Origin of the sequence: Pseudoalteromonas sp. NSLLW24 (genome assembly GCF_015864725.1) — a bacterium.
In the GTDB taxonomy this organism is placed as follows: domain Bacteria; phylum Pseudomonadota; class Gammaproteobacteria; order Enterobacterales; family Alteromonadaceae; genus Pseudoalteromonas; species Pseudoalteromonas arctica.
Window position 1 is genome coordinate 267023 of sequence record NZ_JADYWQ010000006.1, and the last position, 19059, is coordinate 286081.

Annotated in this window: 19 protein-coding genes; 13 read left to right on the forward strand and 6 right to left on the reverse strand. The window is 39.8% G+C overall.

What is annotated here, in order from left to right:
* Positions 1-97: 97 nt before the first annotated feature.
* On the reverse strand, positions 98-334 hold the full coding sequence (locus I6E72_RS08820; protein ID WP_197111925.1) for a hypothetical protein: 237 nt from the start codon (positions 332-334) through the stop codon (positions 98-100).
* A gap of 420 nt (positions 335-754) precedes the next feature.
* Here I6E72_RS08820 and hisG point away from each other — a divergent pair, with 420 nt between their 5' ends.
* The 10 genes from hisG to I6E72_RS08870 all read left to right on the forward strand — a co-directional run bounded on the left by hisG (position 755) and on the right by I6E72_RS08870 (position 8693).
* The gene (gene hisG / locus I6E72_RS08825; protein ID WP_007580644.1) at positions 755-1654 is read left to right on the forward strand and encodes an ATP phosphoribosyltransferase; all 900 of its coding nucleotides are present in this window, start codon (positions 755-757) and stop codon (positions 1652-1654) included.
* Between the two features lie 5 nt (positions 1655-1659).
* Entirely contained in the window at positions 1660-2961 is a 1302-nt protein-coding gene (hisD, locus tag I6E72_RS08830; protein ID WP_007580646.1) for a histidinol dehydrogenase, read from the forward strand.
* Complete coding sequence (gene hisC, locus I6E72_RS08835) at positions 2951-4060, forward strand: histidinol-phosphate transaminase (protein ID WP_197111927.1); 1110 nt, start codon at positions 2951-2953, stop codon at positions 4058-4060. The genes hisD and hisC overlap by 11 nt, the downstream gene beginning before the upstream one ends.
* Complete coding sequence (gene hisB, locus I6E72_RS08840) at positions 4057-5118, forward strand: bifunctional histidinol-phosphatase/imidazoleglycerol-phosphate dehydratase HisB (protein WP_007580650.1); 1062 nt, start codon at positions 4057-4059, stop codon at positions 5116-5118. The genes hisC and hisB overlap by 4 nt, the downstream gene beginning before the upstream one ends.
* A complete protein-coding gene (gene hisH, locus I6E72_RS08845; RefSeq protein WP_002960265.1) occupies positions 5115-5705 on the forward strand; it encodes an imidazole glycerol phosphate synthase subunit HisH in 591 nt (196 codons plus the stop codon). The genes hisB and hisH overlap by 4 nt, the downstream gene beginning before the upstream one ends.
* A 33-nt stretch (positions 5706-5738) precedes the next feature.
* Positions 5739-6473 (forward strand): 1-(5-phosphoribosyl)-5-[(5-phosphoribosylamino)methylideneamino] imidazole-4-carboxamide isomerase, encoded by a 735-nt coding sequence (locus I6E72_RS08850; protein ID WP_197111929.1) that lies wholly within the window; start codon positions 5739-5741, stop codon positions 6471-6473.
* On the forward strand, positions 6455-7234 hold the full coding sequence (gene hisF / locus I6E72_RS08855) for an imidazole glycerol phosphate synthase subunit HisF (protein ID WP_024611092.1): 780 nt from the start codon (positions 6455-6457) through the stop codon (positions 7232-7234). The genes I6E72_RS08850 and hisF overlap by 19 nt, the downstream gene beginning before the upstream one ends.
* On the forward strand, positions 7225-7839 hold the full coding sequence (gene hisIE, locus I6E72_RS08860) for a bifunctional phosphoribosyl-AMP cyclohydrolase/phosphoribosyl-ATP diphosphatase HisIE (protein ID WP_197111931.1): 615 nt from the start codon (positions 7225-7227) through the stop codon (positions 7837-7839). Before hisF ends, hisIE begins: the two co-directional genes overlap by 10 nt.
* 108 nt (positions 7840-7947) lie before the next feature.
* Positions 7948-8502, forward strand: a complete 555-nt coding sequence (locus I6E72_RS08865; protein ID WP_197111933.1) for a hypothetical protein — start codon at positions 7948-7950, stop codon at positions 8500-8502.
* A 2-nt stretch (positions 8503-8504) separates the two neighbouring features.
* Entirely contained in the window at positions 8505-8693 is a 189-nt protein-coding gene (locus I6E72_RS08870) for a DUF1289 domain-containing protein (RefSeq protein ID WP_002960277.1), read from the forward strand.
* A 32-nt stretch (positions 8694-8725) separates the two neighbouring features.
* Here the strand turns inward: I6E72_RS08870 and I6E72_RS08875 are convergent, their stop codons facing one another.
* Positions 8726-9274: a gluconokinase gene (locus I6E72_RS08875; protein ID WP_197111936.1), complete on the reverse strand. Its 549-nt coding sequence runs from the start codon at positions 9272-9274 to the stop codon at positions 8726-8728.
* A gap of 150 nt (positions 9275-9424) precedes the next feature.
* On the opposite strand from I6E72_RS08875, the gene gntU reads away from it, so the two are divergent.
* The gene (gene gntU, locus I6E72_RS08880; RefSeq protein ID WP_010552956.1) at positions 9425-10768 is read left to right on the forward strand and encodes a gluconate transporter; all 1344 of its coding nucleotides are present in this window, start codon (positions 9425-9427) and stop codon (positions 10766-10768) included.
* An 81-nt stretch (positions 10769-10849) separates the two neighbouring features.
* On the opposite strand, the gene gntR is transcribed toward gntU, so the two are convergent.
* From gntR to I6E72_RS08900, 4 genes are all read right to left on the reverse strand, one after another.
* Complete coding sequence (gene gntR / locus I6E72_RS08885) at positions 10850-11860, reverse strand: gluconate operon transcriptional repressor GntR (protein WP_197111938.1); 1011 nt, start codon at positions 11858-11860, stop codon at positions 10850-10852.
* 204 nt (positions 11861-12064) lie between these two features.
* Positions 12065-13681 (reverse strand): M56 family metallopeptidase, encoded by a 1617-nt coding sequence (locus I6E72_RS08890; protein ID WP_197111940.1) that lies wholly within the window; start codon positions 13679-13681, stop codon positions 12065-12067.
* A gap of 11 nt (positions 13682-13692) precedes the next feature.
* Positions 13693-14073: a BlaI/MecI/CopY family transcriptional regulator gene (locus I6E72_RS08895; protein ID WP_002960288.1), complete on the reverse strand. Its 381-nt coding sequence runs from the start codon at positions 14071-14073 to the stop codon at positions 13693-13695.
* Between the two features lie 258 nt (positions 14074-14331).
* Entirely contained in the window at positions 14332-15603 is a 1272-nt protein-coding gene (locus I6E72_RS08900; RefSeq protein ID WP_197111942.1) for an O-acetylhomoserine aminocarboxypropyltransferase/cysteine synthase family protein, read from the reverse strand.
* Positions 15604-16515: 912 nt separating this feature from the next.
* Between I6E72_RS08900 and I6E72_RS08905 the strand changes: the two genes are divergently transcribed.
* Together I6E72_RS08905 and I6E72_RS08910 are read left to right on the forward strand one after the other, a co-directional pair.
* Positions 16516-17349 (forward strand): tyrosine-type recombinase/integrase, encoded by an 834-nt coding sequence (locus tag I6E72_RS08905; RefSeq protein WP_197111943.1) that lies wholly within the window; start codon positions 16516-16518, stop codon positions 17347-17349.
* On the forward strand, positions 17346-18434 hold the full coding sequence (locus I6E72_RS08910; protein WP_197111945.1) for an IS91 family transposase: 1089 nt from the start codon (positions 17346-17348) through the stop codon (positions 18432-18434). Before I6E72_RS08905 ends, I6E72_RS08910 begins: the two co-directional genes overlap by 4 nt.
* Positions 18435-19059 lie beyond the last annotated feature (625 nt).

Here is a 19059-nt window from a genome sequence, read left to right on the forward strand (position 1 = left end):
GAGTTTAAGCTAATTGGCATAAGCAAAATACATAGTAAAAAGGCCCGCAAGGGCCTTTTTGAGTTAATTGCTTATGTATTTAGTAAAGTTGGTATTATCAAGCCCATGTATCTAAATGGGGGTTTTCGTCATCATCTACGTTAGACTTTTTTTTATTATTTTGATCATCAAGCATATTGAGCTGTTTCTTTTTTTGTAACTCACGTCTTTTTTTATTTTCTAGCTCAACCTTTTCAGCGGCCGATCCACTTTGCACACCCGCAATATGAAACGCCCCTTTAGACTCTATCTCTAGTCGCGTTATCCTTCCTAAATAAGGGATCATGATATCCATACGTACTTCCTTATTTCATCGTTTTATTTACCAACCACTTGGTTTGACTAATAAACAAACAAATATATTACAATAATTGACCGCATTACCTTAATATTATCGACAGTTATAAGATATGCTTTAATTAAGCTAAAAAAAACTTGCCATAATATGGTCGTTTATGTTTTTATGAATGCGAAATTTATTTAAACAGACAACAACTGCACGTTAACAAAATAACGGGTAGTTATATAGGATAAAAAATGCGCTTAAACCTGACAACAGTACATCATCACCACCATTCACCGGAATAACCTGTCAGGTCTTTCGCTGAGAGGTTATTCCTAAAAGGAACCTCTGGCGATTCAAATAACATTGATTCATTTTCGCCCTGAGGTTCCCCTCGGGGTTTTTAGTTTTTAAATTAAAGGAAAATGAATAATGAACAACAGTAATCGTCTACGTATCGCCATCCAAAAAGGCGGCCGCCTATCAAAAGATTGTCAAGATCTGCTTAAACAGTTAGGTGTTAAACTTAACCTTCGTGAACAACGCTTAATTGCACACTCAACTAATATGCCAATTGACGTACTACGTGTGCGCGATGACGATATTCCGGGTTTAGTAATGGACGGTGTATGTGACCTAGGCATAGTTGGCGAAAACGTACTAGTAGAAGTTCAAGCAGAGCGTGAACGCCAGGGTGTTCCAAGTGAAGTAACCAAACTTTCAAAACTAGACTTTGGTTACTGTCGTCTTGCACTTGCATGGCCACAAGAGCTTGGCGCTCGCGATAAGAGCTGGTTTGAAGGCAAACGTATTGCTACTACCTACCCAGAAATTTTAACTCAGTGGTTAAAGCGCGAAGGCATTAACGCAAGTACTGTAATGCTTACGGGTTCTGTTGAAGTAGCACCGCGTGCGGGTTTATCTGATGCAATTTGTGATTTAGTATCTACTGGCGCAACACTTGAAGCTAACGGCTTAATTCAAGGCGAAACAATTTTAGAATCAAACGCGTGTTTAATTCAAAATAAAGATCTTCAAGATGCTGACAAACTAGCACTAATTAATAAGCTTATGCCGCGCCTACGTGGTGTTAGACAAGCTAAAGAAAGCAAATACATCATGCTACACGCACCAAAAAACAAACTTGATGAAATTTGTGAAATTTTACCAGGTTCTGGTCAACCTACTCTACTTGCCCTTGCTGGTAACGATGAATACGTAGCACTTCACATGGTAAGCAGCGAAACATTATTTTGGGAAACAATGGAGCAGTTAAAAGCCTTAGGCGCTAACTCTATTTTAGTTATGCCAATTGAAAAAATGATGGAGTAAGTGCCATGCTTCGTTGGAATGAGGAATCTTCACAAGTACAAGCAGCGGCGCTAATGCGCCCTGCAGTTTCTGCCAGTGCCAAGGTTGAAGCTATATGCAAAACTATTTTAGCTAACGTAAAAGAGCAAGGCGATGAAGCCTTACTTAGCATGGCTAAAGAGTTTGATAATAGATCTAACCCTCGCTTATGTGTTCCGCTTGATGAAATTAACGCATCAGAGCAAGCACTAAGTGCAGAGCTTAAATACGCAATTGATACCGCTTATGCAAACGTTAAACGTTTTCACGAAGCGCAATTGCCAAAAGATATTAAATTATCGACCCAACCAGGCGTTGTATGTGAACTGAAATATCAAGCCATCGAAGCAGTCGGTATTTACGTACCCGGTGGCAGTGCTCCACTGCCATCGTCGGTTATTATGCAGGGTGTATTAGCGCAGTTAAGCGGCGCAAAAACCGTTGTACTTGCTACACCAGTACAAGGTGATAAAGCGATTAACCCTGCTATTTTATATGCAGCTAAGTTATGTGGCATTACTACTTTGATAGAAAGTGGTGGCGCAGGCGCAATTGCAGCAATGGCTTATGGCACCGAATCGGTTCCTAAAGTGAACAAAATATTTGGCCCAGGTAATAGCTTTGTAACAATGGCTAAACAGCTCGTTGCGCAAACTATTCCAGGTATGGCAATTGATATGCCAGCAGGTCCGTCTGAAGTACTTGTTATTGCAGATGAACGTGCAAACCCAGAATTTATAGCCGCCGATTTACTCTCACAAGCAGAGCACGGTGCAGACTCGCAAGTTATTTTATTATGTAACAGCGAAAGTATAATAGAACAAACTCAGCAGGCACTTACACGCCAGTTGGCTAATTTGAGTCGCAAAGAAACAGCCGAGCAAGCGCTCGCTAATTCATCGCTTATTTTAGTTGATTCAATTGAGCAAGCATTTGATGTATCGGCGCAATACGGGCCAGAGCACTTAATTTTACAACTAGGCGATGCAACACCATACCTAGATAAGGTTAAAAATGCAGGCTCAGTATTTGTAGGTGACTACACGCCAGAATCTGCAGGCGATTACGCATCAGGTACTAACCACGTGTTACCAACATATGGTTACAGTGCAACATATTCTAGCTTAAACTTGCTTGATTTTTTTCGTACATACACAGTGCAAACAATTACTAAAAGTGGTTTAACACAGCTTTCAAAAGCTATTTTACCACTTGCAGATGCAGAAGGCCTTGATGCCCACGCTAATGCGGTTTCAATTCGTTTAGAGGCAATTAAAAATGAGCAATGAGAGCGCACAAGCGTCTAGCTTATTACCTAAGAATATTGCAGCCCTTGCTGCATACAGCTCTGCAAAAAGTGAAAAGCTAACCGGTACTACGTGGCTAAATGCTAACGAAAGCCCGTATGCTAAAAACCTTGAACTGAGTATTGAAGATTTAAATCGCTACCCTGATCCTCAACCGCAACTGGTTATTGACCGTTACGCCGCTTATACAGAGCTTGAAAGCGAAAATGTATTAATGACGCGCGGCGCAGATGAAGGCATTGAGCTTTTAGTGCGCACATACTGTGAGCCAGCCAAAGATAGTATTGCGCTATTTTTACCAACCTACGGTATGTACAAAGTAACCGCCGATACACACAACGTTGGTATTAACGCGCTTACCCAAGAATTATTATTAAGTGGCAGTGCTGACGAAATAGTTACAGCTGTTGGCAGCTCAAAACTGGTATTTATTTGTAACCCAAATAATCCAACGGGCAGCCTAACACCACTTGATAAAGTAAAAGCGATTGCAACAGCACTTGCAGGTAAGGCACTGGTTATTGTTGACGAAGCCTATATAGAGTTTTGCCCAAAGCAAAGCGCGACTAAGCTTATTAATGAGTTTAGTAATGTAGTGGTTTTGCGTACGCTTTCTAAAGCCTTTGCGCTAGCGGGGCTCAGAACGGGCTTTACGCTTGCACAAGCGAGCGTACTAGCGCCAATTCGTAAAGTCATTGCGCCGTATCCGGTATCGGGCGTAGTAGCAAGTATTGCAGCGCAAGCAATTGCACCTGATGCAATTACATCAATGCGCCGCCAAGTTACTATTTTAAATAGCTTAAAAGCTAAGTTAGTGGATTGGCTAAACGCATCCCCTGCTGCATTAAAAATTCTCACTGGTGAAGGTAACTTTGTTACTTTAAAATTAGCCGATAAAAACTACTTTAAAATTGCACTTGAGCAAGGTTTGGTTATGCGCGCTTTTACGCTATACGGTGAAGACGACTGGCTACGAATTTCAATTGGCAGTGAACAAGAACTTGAACAAGTAAAAATTTGGTTAGATGGCTTACAAACGCCAGCTTCCACAGCATCTTTAGCAGGAAACGAAGTATCATGAGTAACCCCTATTTATTTATCGACCGCGACGGCACTATCATTGAAGAGCCAATTACCGACAAACAGGTAGATAGCCTTGAAAAGCTAGCATTTTTACCTGGTGTTATTCCTGCGTTGTTACAATTACAAGCTGCAGGTTACCGTTTAGTTATGGTATCTAACCAAGATGGTTTAGGCACAGATAGCTTCCCTACTGCTGATTTTGACATAGCACAAGACAAAATGATGGACATAATGCAAAGCCAAGGCATTAGCTTTGACGAAGTATTAATTTGCCCTCACTTTAACGAGCAAAACTGCGATTGCCGTAAACCTAAAACAGGATTACTTACCGAGCTTATGCGCTCAGGCAAAGTAGATTTAGCACGCTCTTTTGTTATTGGCGACCGCGAAACTGATATTGGCCTTGCTCAAAATCTATGTTGTGAAGGTATTTTATACGACGGCGATTGGAGTGCGATAGTGACTAAATTGACCACCGCAAACCGCGAAGGTCGTGTTACACGAAACACTAAAGAAACCCAAATTGATGTAGCCATAAACTTAGATCAAACTAAAAATGGCAGCATAGACACCGGTCTTGGCTTTTTTGATCACATGCTTGACCAAATTCGCACGCACGCAAACATTGGTTTAAACATTAAAGCCAAAGGCGATTTACACATAGATGAGCACCACCTGGTTGAAGACATTGGTATTGCTCTTGGTGTCGCACTTAAACAAGCGCTTGGCACTAAATCACAAATTGCGCGCTATGGTTTTGCTCTTCCTATGGATGAGTGTAAAGCCGAAGCACAAATTGATTTATCGGGCCGTGCATCATTTGTATTAAACGCTAACTTTAGCCGCGAAAAAGCCGGTGATTTAGACGTACAAATGGTTGAGCACTTTTTCAAAAGCTTAAGTGATAACGCCGCTATTAGCCTTATTTTATCGGTAAGCGACGGTAACTGTCATCACCAAGTAGAAGGCTTATTTAAAGCATTTTCACGTGCTCTTCGTATGGCAGTAGCACAAGACACGACCCAACAAACAGCCAGCTCTAAGGGATGTTTATGATTGCCATAATTAATACCGGTTGTGCCAATATAAATTCAGTACGCTTTGCGTTTGAACGCTTAGGCCAAACGCCAACAGTAATTACTTCACCAGAGCAATTAGCGGGTTTTGAGCGCGCTATATTACCAGGTGTAGGTCACGCATCGGTTGCTATGAAGCGCCTAGTCGATAACGGCTGGCAACAAGCTATAAATGAATACCAGCGCCCGCTTATGGGTATTTGTTTAGGTATGCAGTTACTGTGCGAAAGCACCGAAGAAGGTAACGTACAGTGCCTAGGTAAAATACCAGGACAAGTAAAAGCGCTTGATGTAGGCAATTTAACGTCGCCGCATATGGGTTGGAATAACTTAAGCGTTAACAAAGAGCATGCATTAACTAAAGGGCTAACGCTCGATGAGCAAGTGTATTTTGTTCACAGCTTTGCGCACACCGTAAACGACGCCACACTCGTGAGCGGCGAATACGGTCAAACCTTTTCAGCCATTGTTGCTAAAGACAATTACGCGGGCATGCAATTTCACCCAGAGCGCAGCGCAAAAGTTGGCGCACGTTTATTACAAAATTTTGTTGATTGGCAGTTGTAAGCTGCCCATTAACTAACAAAAAAGAGATTATTTGTGATTATTCCAGCATTAGACGTATTACAAAATCAAATTGTGCGCTTGTACCAAGGTAAATACGACACAGCACAGTTTTACCCTTTCGAACTTGGCGCGCGTTTAAAAGAATACGCCGACAGTGGCGCAGGTAAACTACACCTTGTTGATTTAGAAGGTGCACGCGATCCAAATAAAAAGCAGTGGAAACATATTCAAGCTGCAACCAAAGCACTTAACGTACCGTACCAAGTGGGCGGCGGTATTCGCTCAGAGCAAGATGTAAGTGATTGGCTAAAAGCCGGTGCAAACCAAGTTGTTATTGGTTCAATGGCAGTAGAAAAACGCGAACAAGTAAAAGCCTGGATTGAACAATTTGGCGCAGAGCACTTTGTAATTGCCCTTGATGTAAATAAAACAGCAACGGGCTGGGCACCTGCTACACACGGTTGGTTAAGTGAATCTGAATTTGGTTTACTTGAGCTGGTAGATTTTTACGTGGGCTTAGGTGTTATAGACTTTTTATGCACGGACATCAGTAAAGATGGCACCATGACGGGTCCATCGTTTGAGCTTTACGAAGACTTAACTCGCCACAACAGCACAATTAAAGTGCAAGCCTCAGGGGGCGTAAGCTCACTTGACGACATTAAAAAGCTTAAAGAGCTAGGTGTTGGCGGCGTTATTTTAGGCAAGTCTCTGCTTGATGGCGCATTTAGCGTTGAGGAGGCATTGGCATGTTATCAAAACGCATAATTCCATGTTTAGACGTTAAAGACGGCCAAGTAGTTAAAGGCGTTAAGTTTAAAGGCCATGAAGTTGTTGGCGATATTTTGACAATGGCTAAAGCCTACAGCGAAGCTGGCGCCGATGAACTGGTTTTTTACGAAATCAGTGCAAGCGTTGAAAAACGCCTACTTGATGTAAACTGGGTAGAAAGTATTGCACGCAATATCGATATTCCATTTTGTGTAGCCGGCGGTATTAAATCAGTAGCTGATGCAGCGCGTGTTTTAGAGCGCGGTGCTGACAAAATAAGCATTAACAGCCCTGCTATTGCGCGCCCTGAACTTATTAAAGAATTACACGATGAGTTTGGCAAGCAATGTGTTGTTGTTGGCATAGACAGCTTTTTTGATGAAACGACTGGTGAATATTTAGTTTACCAATTAACTGGCGATCCTAATGCATCAAGCCGTACGCGTTATAAAACACAAGAATGGGTTAAACGCGTACAAGACTTAGGCGCCGGCGAAATTGTATTAAACTGTATGAACCAAGATGGCGTTCGTAACGGTTACGACAACGAGCAACTCAGTAAAATTCGCGAGCTATGTAACATTCCTTTAATCGCCTCTGGCGGTGCGGGTAGCATGCAAGATTTTGTTGATGTATTTAAACAAAGCAAAGTAGATGGTGCATTAGCCGCCAGCGTTTTTCATAAAAATGTGATTAACATTGGCGAACTAAAACAATTTTTAACAGATAACCAAGTGGCAGCAAGATTATGCAAGTAACACAACAAAACCAAGCTCAAGTCGATTTCGCTAAAAGTGAAATGATCCCTGCTATTATTCAAGATGCCCGCTCTGGTGTTATTTTAATGCAAGGCTTTATGAACAGCGAAGCACTAAACGTTACGCTTGAGAGTAATAAAGTAACGTTTTACTCGCGTTCAAAATCGCGTTTATGGACTAAAGGTGAGTCATCACAAAACTACTTAAATGTAGTATCAGTTCATACCGATTGTGACTACGATTCAATTTTAGTCCTTGCCAACCCAGAAGGCCCAACGTGCCACTTAGGCACACAAAGCTGTTTTGGTGATGAAGCAAAACCAAGTTTAAGCTTTTTAGCACAGTTAGAAGATGTGATTGTAGCACGTAAAAACGACGACCCTGAAAAAAGCTACACAGCGTCATTATTTGCAAAAGACTTAAGCCGTAGTTGTCAAAAAGTAGGTGAAGAAGGCGTAGAAGTTGCCCTTGCCGCTATGAAACACGATAACTATGAGCTAACAAACGAATCTGCTGATTTAATTTATCACCTTACAGTATTGCTACAACGCCAAGGCTTAGCCCTTGAAGATGTAGTTAAATGCTTGCAAGGTCGCCATAAATAGCATTAGTTGTGACTGACAAACAGGCTCATATTTATGTGGGCCTTTTTATTTTTACAGTAAATCACGTGTGATATAGTGCGTGGCTAAATTAATCGGTTACTGTGAACTATGAAAAACTATATTACTCCTTCTATTGTCGCATTTATTTTAGTTATCGCGTTTATTTTAGCGGGCTGTACCAGCAAAACTAATCAGACTACAACTACAGCAACCACTACTACAACGAATCAGTCTGTAAAAACCACAGTAACACTCGATGAATGCAGCATCATAAATAACCTTATAACCAGTTATGAATCTGGTTTTAATTCAATCAAAAAAGATAAAGTAAATAACCAGTTTACTAATCAATGGCGTACTAATACTCATATTATTGGAGCAAGCTGTACGGTTACTTTAAATAAGTCAGAGCAAGCAAGCTACCAATGCCAAACACCTGTTAATACACAAACGCAAACCGTAAAGTCTCATCAAAAACTGGCTAAGCAATTACGCCAATGCTTAACCAAAACAGGTTGGTTTGAAAGCCAAAAAGAAACAGCAAGTTCAATTTACAGCACCTTTGTACTTGATACTAAAACCCCTGTCATTACACTCTCTACTAATCAAGAAGGTAATGGGTTCACTACTCGCTTTGAGATTGCTCCACCGTTAGGACTTTAATAATGCGCCAATTAAATCAAAACAAAAAACCATCTAAATTTAAAACCGATTGCCTAGGAATATGCGAAAGGCGCAGCGGTTACTGCACCGGGTGTGGGCGTACCAACGAAGAAATTTTTGATTGGATAATATTATCTGAAGATGAAAAAAAAGCGATTTTAGAAACACCACGAGCAGATGCTAACTCATAAAAAATAAAGCCCCTAAATGTTAAAAGTAACAGTTAACTAAAAACTTTTAACTTGTTGTGATTATTCATTTTAGTTGCGCTAATACAACTTTCGACTACTAGCTCGAATGAGTTATTAATATCTATATTTATAACATTGGGCTCATCTTCTTTTGGAACTTCTAGCGCATCAAATTGGCTTTTGAGTAAATCAACAGGCATAAAATGCCCTTTTCTGTCCTGCATACGGCTTTTAACCAGTTCAAAATCACCATAAAGATGTAAAAAGGTAATGCCTATATTTCCGTCACATATTTGTTCTCGGTATTTCTTTTTTAATGCAGAGCAGACTATTACCGCAATTTCATTTTTCTTTTCAATGCTAAATGCAGCATCACGTATTCTTTCTAGCCAAGGCACACGATCAGCATCGTTTAAAGGCTGCCCAGATGACATTTTTAATATATTAGCCTTGGGATGTAAGTCGTCTCCGTCGATAAATTTAGCGCCAATGCGCTTTGCTAATGCATCACCCACACTTGACTTTCCTGTGCTTGAAACCCCCATTACAATATAAACACGACCTACATTTGTGTTACTCATGTATTTACCCTCGCCTTAATTTAATAATTAATTATTTTCAATGTATATATTATATTGAGTTACGGGTAACATGTTACCCGTAACAAATACAAAAGTGAAGTTAAACACACACTAAACATCATAATTCACACTGAATATAAGTAGGGAAAAATGTCAGATTTATCATTAATACTAACAGCGGCAGGCTCCATATTTTTATTGCTTTTCTTAGTAATGAAAGTACGACTCCATGCTGTCGTCTCTTTGATCCTTGTTTCTATGATTGCAGGATTATTCTCAGGAATGAGCCCTGAAATAATTGCCGCTACAATTCAAAAAGGAATGGCCGGAACACTAGGCTTTGTAGCGGTTGTGGTCGCTTTAGGTGCCATGTTTGGCAAAGTAATGGAAGAAACCGGCGCGCTGGATCGTATTGCCCACACACTTTTACACCGTTTTGGAGAAAAAAACGCTAATTGGGCGCTTACCTTTACGGGCTTTATTTGTGCCCTACCCCTCTTTTTTGATGTGGCCGTTGTACTTTTAATCGGTATTGTTTTTGCTGTAGTAAGAAAAGGCGGTGGCAGCGTTGTTAAAATTGGTATTGGGCTACTTGCTGGGATAGCGTCTTGTCAGGCGTTTCTTATTCCTGCGCCAGGGCCGATTTTGGTTGCCTCTCAATTAGGCGCTGACTATGGTTATATGATTTTATTTGGCCTTATTGCTGCCATACCAGCGATGATCATAGGAGGTCCAATATGGGGCTCTATTATTTCTAAATCTATTCATGTAGAACTCCCACAGCACGAACAAATCGACGATAACCAAAGAGTTGGTAAAGGGACGCCTAGTTTTGGATTAGCATTAGGTTTGATTGCTTTGCCATTAATTATGATTAGTTTAAATACTATTGGTAGTCGCTTTGTTGAAAAAGACTCTGATTTATATAATTGGTTAGCCTTTATAGGTCATCCATTTACTGCAATTTTAGTTGCCTGCCTAATGGCATTTTATTTGCTCGGCGCAAGGCGCGGTGTCCCTAATGCTAGAATCATGGAAATTTGTGGTAGTGCCTTACAACCTGCGGGAATTATTATTCTTGTCACTGGTGCCGGTGGGGTATTTAAACAAGTATTAGTTGATTCAGGAGTAGGTACGGCACTGGGTAATTACTTAGCTGGTTCAGGCTTACCGATTGTAATACTCGCTTTTGTATTATCAGCCGCTGTGCGGGTCATTCAAGGCTCTGCGACAGTAGCTATGCTTACAGCGTGTGGTTTAATTATACCAATGCTCCAGCCTTTAGGACTTGATGGAGCGCAGCTTGCCGCTGTTACCATCGCTATTGGTGGGGGCTCTATTGTGCTCTCCCATGTAAACGACTCAGGATTTTGGTTAGCGAGTCGCTATCTCGGTTTGAGCGAAATGCAAACTCTTAAAACATGGACGGTAATGGAAACCATTATTGGTACTGTTGGCGCACTTGTCGCTATGATTATTTCTCTGTTTTTGTAAAATTACAGTATGTAGAGTTATCATCACACACATAAAAATTACCTGGGCCTTTTGTTATTTAGGCTCATGTAATTTGAGTATTTAAACACTCCCACCTAGATGAACTATATAACCAGTATCAATTACTTGCTTATAATTCATGCTAGTATCCAAATCGGAATTAATCCGGCTCAACAACTCTCTTCCCGCAACATTACCTATTTGATAACGAGGGGTGATCACACTTGCTAATTGAGGCACCATTGCTTGGCCAATATCATGACCATGAAAACCCACAATCCCCATTTGGCTAGGCACTAAGATGTTGCTTCGCTGGCATTCAAAAATAGCCCCAATTGCTAAATCATCATTAGTACAAAACAAACAGTCAGTATTTGGGTAGTCAGTACGCGTTTTTTGTAAAAGTTCAGCGCCTAAACTATAAGATGAAGCTTGATCAGTCATCACACTTTTAGGCGTAAAGCCTTTAGCTAACATAGCATCTGAATAACCTTGAAATTTTAGGCGTGTTCGTACATCGAGCCTTGCACCTATATAAACAATATTGCGATAGCCTTTATTTAAAAGCGCTGTCGTCATATCAAAAGCGGCTTTAACGTTATCAAAACCAACCGCTTGCTGCATAGGAGAGTGATGAGTATCCATTATTTCAATCACAGGTACGCCTGACATTTCAATCATTTTTAGCGTTCTGTCTGTGTGTGTGGTTTCTGATAAAATTAAACCATCAACGTGATACGACAATAAATACTCAACCCGTTTTTCTTCAATTTCAGGGTTGTAACCATAATGGGCCAACATTGTTTGATATCCTGCAGGCCCTGTTACATCTTCAATGCCTCTTATAACTTGAGCAAATACGTGATTCGTTAACGATGGAACGAGTACACCAATAGAATAGCTTTTAGCATTAGAGAGTAAATCAGGGGCTTTATTTGCAATGTAGCCTAGCGTATCAATAGCTGCACTAATTTTAGTGCGAGTAGACTCTGATACTTTTTCGGGATTACGTAAATAACGACTCACCGTCATTTTGGTTACACCAACCGCATCGGCAATATCTTGAAGAGAAGAACGTTTGTTTTTTTTCATCACACACAATTAAATAAAATGTTACTTGTAACATACCAACTATTGCGAAAAATCACTACTTTTAGCCCACTTTATTTAGGTTATCGCTAAGCGATTACCCAGAGATTTAAATAACCTAGATCTATTTTAATGAATAAATCTGTATTTGTACCAATAACATTAAACAGAGGCTCAGATACTCCGAGCCTCATCGTAATTGAAAACTTATAGCAATCTCAACAATTGCGAACCAGGTACGCCGCTTTGTGGTAATAGCGCGGGGGTAACTGCAAATACTTCTGGTATTTTACTTTTGATTTCATCCATCTTTTTACGGTTATTTTGTTTATCATAAACATAATATTTAAGGATATTTCCGTATACATTGTCTTTTGCATCAACCTGCTCTAGGGTTTTTAATGCTTTATCGTAATCATCAAGGTAAATGTATGCCAGTGCTAAGTTATCAGCTGAGCCAACATGTAGCTTACCTTCAAGCTGTTTTGATAAATCTTCAAGCTCTGCAACAGCAAGCTCATAACGCCCTAGCTGTATATAGGCCGTTGCTAGTGAATTTTTTAAAAAGTAAGGCGGGTTACTACCAGGCTCATACCATTTTTCGTAAGCACTCAGTATGTCTTCATATTGCTCAAGTTTAGAGTAAACGTGATTTAGCAGCCTAAAGCTTTGTAGTTTGATTTCAGCTTCTTCAAACCCCGTAAGTTTGTCTCTATTCAAGTGCCAATCTTGAATGCCTTGCGCAGCTTGGTTTAACAGTTCAGGGTTATCACTTTTTGCCCCAGCAGCACTTTTTAGAAGCTGTGCAAGTTGTTGATTATAAACTTCACTTTTAACAGGAGCCTGAGACGTATTATTACTTTGCTGTTTGTTATCTGAATTACCGTCTACAATTTGCGCTGCAGCTAAAGCACTAAAAGACATTGCCGCCGCAACCATAACCAAATATTTACTTTTCATTGTTTTTTCCTTGTTTAACATTTTGATCCTCTGAACATTAAAACTCTTAGAGTGAGCAATATTCAAAAGTGGGGGGGTAAAAAAGTTAGGCGAGCTTCCAGCACTTTGCTCTTGTAGCAATAAACTTGCTAAATCCAATTGGTATTTACCTTTTAGCTTTTGCATACACAACTCATCACAGCTAAGTTCGAGTTGCTCTCTTGCTAAACCAGTTAACTTTAAGCAAATAGGATTCCACCAAAAAACGCTTTCTATAAAACAAATAAGCCACGTCCAATAAATATCACCTTGTTGTAAATGAGTTACCTCGTGTTGAATGACTGAATCTAATTCTTTACGGTGTGTCATCGTCGACTCTAACCAAATAACAGGCTTTATTAACCCGGTAGCAAAAGCAGGTTCTGTATGGGTTGTTAGTCTAATTGGATACTGATTGTTGATGTGGTTAAGTTCAGGACTTGGCTTTGAGTTAATGTATAAATTTTTTATAAGCTTTACATATAAGCCCATGCGTAATAAAAACAATCCAAAACCAGCTAAAACTAAAACCATAAAAACATTACTAAGTGATGGCAATAAGTCCCATATAACCATATCGCTTTGTAATTCGTCCTTAGTTGCTACTTGTTCAGCATTTGGTATTAGTGCTTTAACATCGGGAATCAATTGCGCCACGTTAAATGTGTAACGATTTGCCCCTTCAAATAAGGATAACTGGGAAAAATATTGCCAAGGGACAAACCAACATGCCAAGGCAATCATTAAAATGTAAAAGTTTAATCGTGCTGGGGCATTTTTAAGCCCTTTTACTGTAAGCAAAATACATAAGCTAATAAGTGTGCAAGTTAGTAAATAATCCGTCATTACCCTCTCCTTTAATCTAACTTCTTATTTTTTAAAAGCGTTTGTAAATATTCTATATCTTCATCATTTAGCTTTTCTTCTTTGATAAAGTGGGCAATTAAACTACGAGAATTACCTTTAAAAAATCGTTGCATAAAACTAGGCATAGCTTGCTCCGATAATGTGTCTTGAGTAACTATTGTTCTAAAAACAATAGCTCGCCCTTCATGTCCACAACGCTCAATCGCTCCTTTGTGTTCTAACCTATCTACAATAGTTTTAACTGTTGTATAGGCTACTTTTTTATCTTTTTGCTTATCAGCTAAAAGCACCTTATGTAGTTGACTCGCGGTACAGGGTTCTTCCTGCCAGAGCAGCTGCATAATATCCATTTCAAAATCACTAAGTTTCATTGTCGCTCCTATTACTACACTTGTAGTGGTACTGTTACAAATGTAGTAGTAAGTAATCTTAGTGTCAATACAAAATTGACATGTGAATAAAAAACAAACGGTAAAAATATAAAAGCCTTAGGAAGGTTTTATAAAAAAGGTATATAAAATAAGGAGGTATACTTATTAATAGATTTTAGAAAAACATAAAAAACGATAGTTTATTTTCAACTAACGCTTTTTATGCTTTAAAGTTTTTTATGAAAGGTAGTGAGGTAACTATGCTTTATCGAGCGCTTGGCTTACATCGGCAATTATGTCTGCAATGTTTTCAATACCAACCGACAAACGAATTAAATCGCGGCTTACGCCCGCATTAGCAAGCTCTTCATCATTTAATTGGCGGTGTGTAGTTGACGCAGGATGACACGCAAGCGACTTGGCATCGCCAATATTAACTAAGCGTAAAATCATGTTTAGTGCATCAATAAAACGAGTACCCGCTTCTAGGCCACCCGCAATGCCAAAGCTTAAAATACCGGATGCTTTGCCACTGGTAATTTTTTTGCTCATTTCGTTATACGGACTTGATTTTAACCCTGCGTAATTAACCCAAAGCACTTTTGGATGGTTTTCTAAATATTCAGCTAACTGCTGTGCATTTTCGCAGTGGCGATCCATTCTTAAGCCTAAGGTTTCAAGGCCGATTAGAATGTCAGATGCGTTTTTAGGGGCAAGCGCTGCGCCAGTATTTCTAAGTGGCACTACTCTGCAGCGTCCAATAAATGCAGCTTCAGCAAAGGCTTCGGTATACACCACGTTGTGATACGACGGATCGGGCTCGTTCATCATTGCAAAACGCGTAGCATTTGCTTTCCAATCAAATTTTCCTGAGTCGACAATCATGCCGCCAATAGCAGTACCGTGCCCGTTTATATACTTTGTAAGTGAGTGAACCATTATATCGGCGCCTAGCTCAAATGGGCGGCATAAATACGGCGTAGCCACGGTATTATCAACAATAAGCGGCACACCTTTGCTATGTGCAATACGTGCTAAACGTTCAATATCAACAATATTACCTGCCGGGTTACCAATAGATTCACAAAAAACAGCACGGGTATTGTCGTCAATGGCATCCTCGAATGCGCTAAAGTCATCGGCTTTAATCATGCGCGCTTCAATACCTTGCCTAGGTAGTGTATGAGCAAATAAGTTATACGTGCCACCATATACTTGGCTGGTACTTACAATATTAGTGCCTACTTCGCACAAGCATTGAATAGCATACGTAATAGCGGCCATCCCAGAGGCCACGGCTAGCCCACCAATACCCCCTTCCATTGCAGCAATACGTTGTTCAAGTACGGCATTGGTTGGGTTCATTATGCGGGTGTAAATATTTCCAGGTACTTTTAAATCGAATAAATCAGCGCCATGCTGCGTGTTGTCAAATGTATAAGAAGAAGTGTGATAAATAGGCACGGCTGCCGATTTGGTCGTAGGCTCAGATTCGTAACCGTGGTGCAGTGCTAATGACTCTAATTTCATAATTATTTCCTTCAATTAATTTACCACTAACCTAGCACTTCTTGGTTATAAAATGCACATTAAATATATTAAAGGGTGTTGAGGTGAGGTGATTTGATTTAAGTTAAAGGCGGTGATTAGCAGACATTCAAAGGCTAAATAACAACTAGTCAGCCCTTTAACTAACAATATAATAACCCACCCCAAGTATAATATTTATTATTGGTAATAATTTACACAATTTGCTATTAATAGAAGCCCATAAAATAAGGATATTCCAGCATAAAAAAGAAAAGTATCCTTCAATAAACCTGCAGTGTAATAAAAGGAGTTATTAGTATGTCAAAAATGTTCGAGTTAAAATCAAACAGAAATATTGCTATAAAAATGAGTTGTGGAGTGACATTAATTTGCGCTACATACATATCATTTAATAACATATTTATAGGGCTAGGTTTAGCTGTCATCTCTATTCTCATAACTTACTCTGTATTAAATAAGAAAGGTAGTTGGTTCTCTTAGTTATTATATGAAGCTATTTGCGTAACGTTATTTATACAAGAGAGCAAACGCCATAAGCTTCTAGCATTCTTTCTAAGATCAGCTAAGAGCGATCAGCAGATCGTTGAGGTTGGCTAAAAATCGTAGTTACTTGATTGGTCAAACTGCTCTTTGCGCGTATATTCATGAAAATAAGCGACGCGCGCATATTGTTCTATTAAACTTTACTTTAAAGCTTTAAAAACTTAGTGGTAGTAATGCTTTAGGTTATTTGTTAAAACTAAATAAAGTAGATAAATGAGCGTTAAGTCGGCAGAAATATGCGCGATGAGCGCACTATTAAATTGTTGAACTAAGCCGCTACGCGGAGATCCTATTCTGACCATTTGAGCCACACTTACCTTGGGGTTATCCCATATTTGGAGGTAAGTAATGAATACACTCATTGAACAAGTCAAAACTGAAATAGCCTATCGTGGTTATTCGCAAAGTACCTGTAAAAGTTACTGCGAGCATTTACTAAAACTCAGTCATTATTTTAATAAACCGCTCGATTCGATTACTGATGAGGAACTTAACGCCTTTTTTAACGATCCTGCGATTCGTAAACTTTCTAGAGCAAGCCAAAAAATACAGATAAACAGTATTTGGTTCTTGTTTAAGAATATTTTACATCGGCCACTTAACTTAGATATTGTACTGCCAAAAGTAAAACTTCGCGCACCCACGTATTTATCGCGCGATGACATGCGACGGCTTATAGAAAGTTGCACCGATATGCGCTTAAAAACATTGATAGTGGTGTGTTATGGATGTGGTTTGCGTATTGGCGAACTGCTACGCATTAAAGTGCAAGACATCGATGGACAGCGTAGAACCATTTTAATTGAACATGGTAAAGGAGATAAGTCACGCTATGTTGTTGTATCAGATAGCGTGCTAAATCAATTACGTCGCTATTGGAAAATGTATCACCCAACAGGCTGGATGTTTTATTCACGATGGTTAATGGATAAACCCATGTCACCCTCAAGCTTCAGAAAGGCATTGAGAAAACATGCACAAGCGTGTGGCTTAAAGCACTGTAACCCACATGCTTTACGCCATGCTTATGCAACACACCAACTTGAATCAGGTATGCCACTTCATCAACTGCAACATCAGCTTGGTCACAGTGATATTAAAACCACACAAAGTTACTTACATTGGTTACCAGAGTTAGGTCATGGCGGCATTGATTTGCTTGCGAGCTGGAGTAAACAATGAGCGCTTTACACCTCGCTGATATTTTAAACTCGAATCTTGAGAATTATCGCCAGCATCATACGATGAGCTATCAACAACTGCGTGTCTGTCAGCACCTTCAATCATGCAGAACAGGTCAGCTCGGTTACCAAGCATGGCAATGTGATAACTGTGGTGAGTCACAAAAGATTGGATGTAGCTGTCGAGACCGTCATTGTCCGCGTTGCCAAGGCATGGCTACGGCTAAGTGGGTGCAAAGGCAGCAAGAGGATTTATTACCGTGTCGGTATTTCCACCTTGTTTTTACGCTCCCCCATGAGTTGAATATCATTGCGCACTATAACCCAAACGCGTTGTACCAGTGTTTATTTAAAGCCGCATGGCAAACGCTGAACAAATTTGCGAAACGAAAGAGGCATGGTCAGTTAGGCATGACAAGCGTACTGCATACATGGGGGCAAAACTTAAGTCAGCATATCCACTTGCATTGTTTGATACCCGCAGGTGCACTTGAAAAAACGCACTGGCATGAAATAGAAAAAGGCTATTTATACCCCGTGAAAGCGTTATCAACAGTCTTTAGAGGTAAAATGCTGGCGGCGTTAAATGAATGCGATAGTTCATTTACGAAGATAAACATGCCAACCAAATGGTGTGTTTATAGCAAAGCCTGTTTAACGTACAGTGAAAATTTAGTTAGCTACCTTGCTCGCTATACCCGAAAAGGCGTAATGTCAGAATCACGTTTAGTGAGAGCAAATAAACAAACTGTGAGTTTTAAATACCGAGATTATGCAGATAAGAACCGCGATAAAGTAATGACACTGAGCTGTGATGAATTTTTACGGCGTTACTTACAACATGTATTGCCGAAAGGGTTTATGCGCATTCGTCACTATGGTTTTTTAGCTAATGCATGTCGCAAGCGAAAGTTAGCATTAATAAGGTCACAAGAATCACACATAGGTAAAGTGGAGAAGCTAAAGACAGAAAACGTAACACTGATACCGCATTGGCCTTGCCAACATTGTAAGGCAGGTATCTTGCGTTTAATTGGCGTATTCCAGTTATATGAAACAACGACCAAAGTAGAGCGAACGAGTTAGCAGCTAGGTAGCTGCTTAAAATCAATTAGTTAACCTGCTTAACTGCTCAGGCTAGCGGCCTCTGTACGTGTAAAAAATATAATTGCTTATTAAGGCAAATTTAGGTGTAATGAATACATAATAAGCGCTGAGCAATGCAGGGAAAGCTTACATAACACTAGCTAAGCTGATTAAATCAGCTAGGAAAGTGAGAGCCTCCAAAAAGCAAATTCCCATAGCATAAACAACACCAACTCTGACACACCGAGCAGGTAGCGGCTCAGTCCAACAAGCGATTATGCAACACAAACAGCGTGTCGCATAAATACTAAAATGTTAGGCAACGTTGAATGAGAAGACCTACAATAAACTTTTCTCAATGGAAATTTTCTGTTGATTTAAAAGAGACAAAGAGTATTCAAAACCAAGACGGATTACCGGCTTCGGGATGTGACTGTAAAGATTGCTCCGCTTGGCGAAAACATTATAGATACAATTTTCCCGATGATTTGTTAACCTCATTAAATCGAATCGGTGTGGATCTTAATCATCCTTCTGATTGTTATGGGTGTAGTGGTCAATAAAATTTGGCCACAGTTTTAGAGTCTTTGTATCTAATCTCAGATTCATTTGGCGCTAAACCAGC

What these genes read in the sequence shown, in the direction of transcription:
- I6E72_RS08820 (WP_197111925.1), bottom strand. Translation starts at nt 334, where the DNA reads ATGGATATCATGATCCCTTATTTAGGAAGGATAACGCGACTAGAGATA.
- hisG (WP_007580644.1), top strand. Translation starts at nt 755, where the DNA reads ATGAACAACAGTAATCGTCTACGTATCGCCATCCAAAAAGGCGGCCGC.
- hisD (WP_007580646.1), top strand. Translation starts at nt 1,660, where the DNA reads ATGCTTCGTTGGAATGAGGAATCTTCACAAGTACAAGCAGCGGCGCTA.
- hisC (WP_197111927.1), top strand. Translation starts at nt 2,951, where the DNA reads ATGAGCAATGAGAGCGCACAAGCGTCTAGCTTATTACCTAAGAATATT.
- hisB (WP_007580650.1), top strand. Translation starts at nt 4,057, where the DNA reads ATGAGTAACCCCTATTTATTTATCGACCGCGACGGCACTATCATTGAA.
- hisH (WP_002960265.1), top strand. Translation starts at nt 5,115, where the DNA reads ATGATTGCCATAATTAATACCGGTTGTGCCAATATAAATTCAGTACGC.
- hisF (WP_024611092.1), top strand. Translation starts at nt 6,455, where the DNA reads ATGTTATCAAAACGCATAATTCCATGTTTAGACGTTAAAGACGGCCAA.
- hisIE (WP_197111931.1), top strand. Translation starts at nt 7,225, where the DNA reads ATGCAAGTAACACAACAAAACCAAGCTCAAGTCGATTTCGCTAAAAGT.
- I6E72_RS08865 (WP_197111933.1), top strand. Translation starts at nt 7,948, where the DNA reads ATGAAAAACTATATTACTCCTTCTATTGTCGCATTTATTTTAGTTATC.
- I6E72_RS08870 (WP_002960277.1), top strand. Translation starts at nt 8,505, where the DNA reads ATGCGCCAATTAAATCAAAACAAAAAACCATCTAAATTTAAAACCGAT.
- I6E72_RS08875 (WP_197111936.1), bottom strand. Translation starts at nt 9,274, where the DNA reads ATGAGTAACACAAATGTAGGTCGTGTTTATATTGTAATGGGGGTTTCA.
- gntU (WP_010552956.1), top strand. Translation starts at nt 9,425, where the DNA reads ATGTCAGATTTATCATTAATACTAACAGCGGCAGGCTCCATATTTTTA.
- gntR (WP_197111938.1), bottom strand. Translation starts at nt 11,860, where the DNA reads ATGAAAAAAAACAAACGTTCTTCTCTTCAAGATATTGCCGATGCGGTT.
- I6E72_RS08890 (WP_197111940.1), bottom strand. Translation starts at nt 13,681, where the DNA reads ATGACGGATTATTTACTAACTTGCACACTTATTAGCTTATGTATTTTG.
- I6E72_RS08895 (WP_002960288.1), bottom strand. Translation starts at nt 14,073, where the DNA reads ATGAAACTTAGTGATTTTGAAATGGATATTATGCAGCTGCTCTGGCAG.
- I6E72_RS08900 (WP_197111942.1), bottom strand. Translation starts at nt 15,603, where the DNA reads ATGAAATTAGAGTCATTAGCACTGCACCACGGTTACGAATCTGAGCCT.
- I6E72_RS08905 (WP_197111943.1), top strand. Translation starts at nt 16,516, where the DNA reads ATGAATACACTCATTGAACAAGTCAAAACTGAAATAGCCTATCGTGGT.
- I6E72_RS08910 (WP_197111945.1), top strand. Translation starts at nt 17,346, where the DNA reads ATGAGCGCTTTACACCTCGCTGATATTTTAAACTCGAATCTTGAGAAT.